Source organism: Schnuerera sp. (assembly GCF_035459645.1).
GTDB lineage: Bacteria > Bacillota > Clostridia > Tissierellales > Tepidimicrobiaceae > Schnuerera.
This window is the reverse complement of record NZ_DATHXO010000198.1, coordinates 1-4,564: the sequence shown is the minus strand read 5'-3', so window position 1 is coordinate 4,564 and position 4,564 is coordinate 1. Positions and strand designations below refer to the sequence as shown.

The 4,564-nt window shown below is 27.0% G+C and carries 3 protein-coding genes; all 3 read left to right on the top strand.

Annotated elements, in window-relative coordinates; all coding sequences use genetic code 11:
- Positions 1 to 139 precede the first annotated feature (139 nt).
- The gene (locus tag VK998_RS04755; RefSeq protein WP_325226084.1) at positions 140 to 559 is read left to right on the top strand and encodes an ROK family protein; all 420 of its coding nucleotides are present in this window, start codon (positions 140 to 142) and stop codon (positions 557 to 559) included.
- A gap of 11 nt (positions 560 to 570) precedes the next feature.
- Positions 571 to 3,660 carry a PD-(D/E)XK nuclease family protein gene (locus tag VK998_RS04750; protein WP_325226080.1) on the top strand — a complete coding sequence of 1,030 codons (3,090 nt, stop codon included), beginning with the start codon at positions 571 to 573 and terminating at the stop codon, positions 3,658 to 3,660.
- A 1-nt stretch (position 3,661) separates the two neighbouring features.
- Positions 3,662 to 4,564 (top strand): UvrD-helicase domain-containing protein (locus VK998_RS04745; protein WP_325226077.1); only part of this gene is annotated, 903 nt, incomplete at its 3' end.

Below are 4,564 nucleotides of genomic sequence, written 5' to 3'. Positions count from 1 at the left end.
GTTCACGAGACTGGGGCGGCGCCGCATCGCCTGACGCTGGAGGTGACCGAGAGCAGCCTGATCGCTGATCTGGAGCGCGGCTCACGGTTGATGGAAGAACTGGTGGCCGATGGGGTGCATTTCGCCCTAAGGAGCAGAATTGGGACATGCTATCCTTTATCCTAATGGTAGATTATGTAATTGTGGACAAAAAGGCTGTGTAGAACAATATATATCAGGAAATGGAATCGAGAAGAACTTCTATGAATTAACAGGTAAAGAATTGAAAGGTGCAGAAATATTTAAAAACTCTAAGATAGATAAGAACTGTAAAGAAACTGTAGATAAATTTGTTGCTGATTTAGGAACATATTTATTATCTATTAAGAATATCTTCGATCCAGAAGGAATAATAATTGGCGGTGGAGTTATAAATTCAAAAGAATTTTGGTGGGAAGAGATGGTAAATTATTATTTTAAGAATTGTAATAATCCAGAGGGAACTGAAATTTTACCTGCTAAGTTTTTAAATGATGCAGGGATGATAGGAGCTGCAAAAGTGGCATTAGACAATATATAGGAGGTAGAGAAATGACAGATAGAATTGTCTATTTAGGTCCTTATAATAATCATAGATCTCATAAACTATTTAATAAGGCTATAGATTATTTGAAAATGAATAAAGGAAATGATTTTTATTATATATTGCCAAATGGAAATCTATTAGAAGAATATAGGGAGAATATGATTGAAAAAGTTAATGGAACTTTTGATATAAACCTGTTCACTTTTGATGATATTGTAGATAAATTACTAGAGGATCATTTTTATGCTCACATAGATGAAGAGTTAAAGGAAGTGCTTATTTCTAAAATACTTAAAGAATTGAAGGATGAGAATAGATTAAAATACTATAAAAAGGTATCTAATAAAAAAGGTTTCATTAGAAGTTTGATTAGAATTATAGGAGAAATTAAAAGATCTTTAGTAACTACAGAGATGTATTTCAAAAGATGTCCTGATGAACCTTTCTTTACTGAAATTGGGTTAATATATGAAAAATATGAAAAACAACTTAATAGATTTAGATTAATTGATAGGGAAGGAAGTTTCTTTAAATCTTTGACTTTATTAAGAAAGGATAAAAGCTTTTTTGATGGTTTAGATTATATTATAATAGATGGTTTCTTTGACTTTAGACCTCAGGAGCAGGAAATTTTAAAAGAAATAACTAAAACCAACTGCCCTATATATATTAATATGCCTTTTAATAAAGATGAAAATTATCACACATTATTAAAAACTATAGAAATCCTTGAAAGATTAGGATTTAAAATAGAAAAGGAAGCTAACAAAAATTTCACTTATTATGAAAAAATTGCCACTAATCTATTTGATAAATCTAAAGAAAAATTAGAACCAAGTAGTCATACTTATATGATAAAAGCAGCCAATAGCTATTTAGAAATGAAAAAGATTGCGGAAATAATAAAAAGACATAGTTTAGAAGGTACAGATTTAAAAGATATGGCAATTGTACTTACAAACCCTGAAGAATATAGGAATAAAATGTTTCAAGTATTCAATGAAGAAAAAATTCCTACTTCCTTAAATAAAGATACAAATCTAATTGAAATTCCTTTAGTCAAAGAATTAATCTATTTTTTGGAAGTGAAAAAGAGCACTAAAAATTCAATTATAAATAGAATTAAAAGCAATTATTTTAATCTTTGCAGTTCAGAAGAAAAAGAAGCAATAGAATACTACTTGAGAAAATTAGATTTTGATTCTATAGAAAATTTAATATATAAAGATAACTTAAATACAAATATGTACATACCGGAATTAAAATCCATATTATTAAATATTGAGGAAGAATCTAAATTTATTCCTGAAAAAGGAAATATTAAAGAATATATAAAAATCATTATGGATTTTTTAGAAAAATATAAAATAGAAGATAAAATTCTAGATATTTATAATTTAACAAAGGATTTTCACTTATTCAAGAGAGATATCTCAGCTTATAATAAAATAAAAGAGATTTTAAACACAATGGCAAATATATTCAAAATCGTAAATGAGGAAATTTTGTTAGAAGAATTTATAGAATTGTTACAAAATTACTTTGAAAAGGAAAGTATAATGGAAGTTCAGGGGAATTCTAAGGGTGTAAAGATACTATCACCTATAACAGCTAGAGGTCAACAATTTAGTGTATTATTTGTAGTTGGTCTTTCTCAAGGGAAGTATCCTACAATAATGGAAAACAATTTCTTTTTTAAAGATGATAATTATGAAAAATTAAAATCCATAGGAATAGACATGAAAAATTATCATGAAAAGATGGACAAGGACTCTCTTGTGTTTTCTACAATAATAGCTATCTGTACTAATGATTTGTATTTATCCTATTCGGAAAACTCTACACAAGATGAGAAGGATATACCTTCTATTTTTTTAGATGAAATATTAAATATGATAGATGGAGAGACCATTGAAGAAAAAGTAAATTTAATAAAGGTAGATATGGACTATATTCTAAAAAGAGACAAAAATGAGTTAACAACGAAGAAGGAAATACCTCAATATTTACTAGAAAAGTATTATGAAGGGGAATATGGAGAAGAGTTATTCTTTATGTATAATGATATTGATGAAAATACTTTTAAGGAAGTAAATGATAGGGTTTTGTGTGAAATAGAAAGAAATAAGAATGAATTCAACCAATATAGTGGTAGCATAGGAGATGAAAATATAATTGAAGATATTAAAAATATTCATAAGAATAAAATTTATTCTATTAGTTATTTAGAATCCTATGGAAGATGCCCTTATTATTTTTTATTAAATAATATATTAAATGTGGAAGAGATGGAGAGGGAATTCCAAGATTTTACTCCTCTAGATAGAGGGGTTATTAATCATGAGGTTTTAAAGGAATATTATTATAATTATAGGGAAGAAATTCAAGCTTATATAGAGGGAAAAAATATATTTAATGTAGATGAAACCTATGATTATATATTTGAAAAAGTATCAAAAAAGATGAATGCCCTAGGGCGAAACTATAACTCTAAACTTTGGCAGTTAAGGATAGAGAATAGTACAGAAAGAATATTGGAATTTATCAAATCTGATTTACATAGAATGACTAAATTGAAGAAAAAAACTGTTCCTATGGATTTTGAAATCCAATTTGGTAGAAAAAAACCCTTTGAAATAAAGATAGATGACTTAAAGATACCATTTACTGGAGCAATAGATAGGATTGACAAATATATAGATGAAGATAAATATATAATCATAGATTATAAAAATAGTGATTATAATATTAGAAACATTGACCATATGAAATCTGGATTATCATTGCAATTACCACTATATATATTGTCTCAAAAGGATAAAAATATAGTGGCTGCCTTATATGGAATTATTTCTACTGGAGAATTCCAAGTGAAGATAGGGAATTTAGAAGAAAAAGCTTTAGTAAGCAAGAGAAACAAAGGGGCTTTAACTGAAGAAGAATTAGAAGAACTATTAAATACAACTAAAGACTTTATAAAATCTTATATAGAATCTATCTATAAAGGAAATTTTGCTGTAAATCCAACAGAGTGTTCGCCCTATTGTATCTATAAGGATATATGTAGATATGAAGAAATATTGGAGGTAGAATAAGATGAGTAATACAAAAGAACAAAATTTAGCTATTACTACAATTGATAAAAATTTAGCTGTAAATGCTGGAGCTGGTACTGGAAAGACTAAAGTTCTTACAGAAAGGTATATCTATATATTGGAAAAAGGAAGATTAGAAGAAAATAAAGAAATAGAATCCATTGTGGCTATAACCTTTACTAAAAAAGCTGCACAAGAAATGAAGGAAAGAATTAGGGAAGAAATAAAGAAAAGAATCTTTATAGAAGATAAATGGGCTAGATATTATAGAGACATGGAAAAATCAAATATATCCACTATTCATAGTTTTTGTGGTAATATTTTAAGAGATAATGCTTTAGAATTAGGCATTGATCCTTTATTTACTGTATTAGACCAAAAAGAAGCCAATCTATTACTAGAGGAAACCATAATGGACAAATTGGTACAATCCATGGAAGATGATGAAAATATTTATAATTTAGTTAAAACATTTAATAGAGATAATTTAGATAAAATGGTAACTGAAATAAAGACTATTTATAATAAAATAAGAACAATAGGATACTCTTTTAAGGAATTGAAAGATATGACCTTATCTTTTATATCAAGCATTAAGTTAAATTTAGAGGATATTAAATATATTAAAGATAGTTTTGTATATTTAATGAACAAGGCTAGAAAGAATTCTAAAATAAATAAGTTGAGAGAGGATAGTATCTGGTTAGAATTTTATAATGACAATTATTCAAAAGAAGATATAGTTTCAATACTAGAATACCTATACGATAATATTGGCACTAATTCAAAAGAAAAGGAAAAAATAGAAAGTTTAAAGGATACTATAAACAAAGTATTTCTTATCAAGGAAAAGGAATATTTATGGTTATATGAAGGACTTTTTAAACTATTGATAGAAATAGAT